Source organism: Pontibacillus chungwhensis BH030062, from assembly GCF_000770675.1.
Classification (GTDB): domain Bacteria; phylum Bacillota; class Bacilli; order Bacillales; family BH030062; genus Pontibacillus; species Pontibacillus chungwhensis.
Genome location: NZ_AVBG01000028.1, coordinates 1 through 2548, shown reverse-complemented (window position 1 = coordinate 2548; position 2548 = coordinate 1). Strand labels below are relative to the sequence as shown.

Annotated in this window: 1 protein-coding gene; it reads right to left on the bottom strand. The window is 38.9% G+C overall.

Annotation, left to right across the window (positions count from 1 at the left end; translation table 11 throughout):
• Nucleotides 1-197 precede the first annotated feature (197 nt).
• Nucleotides 198-2177: an Ig-like domain-containing protein gene (locus N780_RS19040; RefSeq protein ID WP_036787958.1), complete on the bottom strand. Its 1980-nt coding sequence runs from the start codon at nt 2175-2177 to the stop codon at nt 198-200.
• Between the last annotated feature and the right edge of the window lie 371 nt (nt 2178-2548).

The window sequence follows — 2548 nt, the reverse complement described above, 5'->3', positions numbered from 1 at the left end:
TGTTTCTCGTCAATTCAAGTGTAGTAAAGATTGGAGCTTGCGTGTTTTTTATGCCAAATTTTCTAATACCCCAACAAATATTTTAGAGCCTGGAAAATAATAAAATTATATGTATAAATAGCTACTAAAAAGAGGCACGGGATTCGTCCCCGTGCCTCTTTTAGATCCATGAATGTGTAATTTAATGTTTCGTTAAATTATTGAGCATCAGTTACAGTAACATTATCTGTAGCTGTGTTGCCCGCAACATCAGTGGAAGTGAAAGTAAGCTCAGTAGTAGCAGATTGCGCTGGGATATCTAATGAGAAAGAGCCAGTTTCATCAATAACTGCTGTCCCTAGTTCGTTGTCACTACCATCTGTAACAACTACTGTTGATCCTGCTTCACCAGTACCTGTAACCGTTGTGTCTTCGCTAGTAACTGCATCAGCTGTAACTGTTGTGACAGTATCTAGAACAAAAGTTTCAGTGCTTTCTGCACTTGTATTGTTAGAAGCATCTTCCGCAGTTACTGTAACAGTGATATTTCCATCAGTTAGACCTGAAACATTAAGTACTTGACTGAAAGAACCATCTTCACTTGTTTCTACTGTGGTGTAAGTTACAGCAGCAGTGCCCGCATCTTCATCATCGACTGAAATAGCTACAGTAGATCCTGCTTCAGCTGTACCATTAAAGTCTACTGAATCAGCAATTTCGTTGTTTACAGTTTCAATATCCGTTCCAATAAATGGTGCATCAGGAGCCACCAAATCTGCACCTAAGTCAAGAGCTTGGACTTGTCCAAGAGTTGCAAATCCAGTGTCAGGACGTTGGTTATTAAGAATATCTTCAGCTAGAGCAAACTGTTCTGATGAAGATAAACCTTCGTAATCGTCATTTTCAAGTGCTTCTAGAGCTACATCCATTTGAGTTGTTGTCTCTGCATCGTTAAGAGCAGACAGTAGATTATCATAAGTTGTTGATTGAGAATCTAATTCACTAATTACTCCAGCTAGTGTAGTGAACTCTCCACCATCTTCGCTGTTGATTAATGCTTCAACATCAGCTGCAACCTCTGTACGTTGAGCAGAAGAAAGGTTAAGGTAAGATTCAACATCGTTTTGAGCAGCGATATCGAATAGAGCTGAGTCACTACCAGCATTAGCTGCAACTAGAAGGTTAGTATCGTTGACAAAGTCTTGAATTTCTTGTACAGAAGTAAATTCGAAATCAGCGTCTCCTTCTAGAAGTAGTTCATACTGAGCGTAATAAGCATCTGTGTTAGCAGAAGTAACACCAGTCAAGTTCAATGCATCAGCATCTAATGCAGTAAATAGATCAGCAGCTTCGCTTCCCTCTTCTGCATCTGCTACAGCTGCATTTACTTCGTCAATGAAGGATTGGTTCTGTTCATTGATGAAAGTTTGAACTTCTTCTTCGCTAGAGAATAGGAAGTCTTCATCTTCTTCTAAAAGAACGCTTAATGCATCTTCATAGTCAGAGATAGCTGTCGCAATCACACTGTCCACTGAAAGATCTTCATTTTCAAGAGCAGTTTGAAGTCCATTGAATGTGTACTCTTCAGCATTTTCATCATAAGTTGCATCTAGAATAACTTGGTTAACTCCAGCTAGTGGTGCTAATGCATCAAGACGATCTTGGAAGTCTGCAACAGTTGTTTCATCTTCTTCATCAGCTGGTAGTGCATTAATAACAGCTTGAGCATCAGTGATGTTTGCATTAGTTGTCTCAACTTCAGCTTCAGCTACTGCTTCTTCTGCTTCATTAGAGTTAACTAGATCTACAACAGCTTGTACTTCAGCAACTGTAGATGGATTTTCAGCTTGAATTGCATCGAAGTATTCAAGAGGGAAGTCTACTCCACCAGTAGTTGTAGGAATTACATTCTCAATGTTGATTGCAGCTAGAGCTGAAATAAGTTCACCTTCACCTAGAGCGTCATTTACGTCAGAAACAAGACCTTCTAGTACTTCAGCGTTAACGCCTTCTACAAAATCATTGATTTCTTGTACAGAAGAGAATTCGAAATCTTCGTCTGCTTCAAGAAGTGCTTCATAAGCATCTAGATAGTCATCACTATTTCCAGTAATAACAGCTTCTTCATCTAATTCAAGTGCTACTCTGTTATTTGAGATTGCTGCAAATAAATTAGCTTCATTATCAGCATCAGTCACAGACTCCTCTGTGCTATAAGCATCATTTACATCACTAACAGCTGTTTCAACAGCTTCAGCATTTGCACGATCGATTGCACTCTGCAGGCGTTCTACCGTGTTAGTGAAACTGTTATTTATTTAAATTACATATAAAGAAGCGTAATTAGGGTTAACGTTTTGAATGTCAAGTTCCGCAACCTCTAAACGTTCAACTACGTTGTCAGGATTCGTTGTGTTTCCATTTACTAAATCAAGAGCACCTTGGATTCCAGAAACAGTGAAGTCAAACTCTTCTTCACCAGTGAATTCACCAAGATTAACTGTTACTGTACCTTCAGAATGTAAACGCTAGAATAAAATTGACAGTTTTCGCCAAGATATTTCTTACA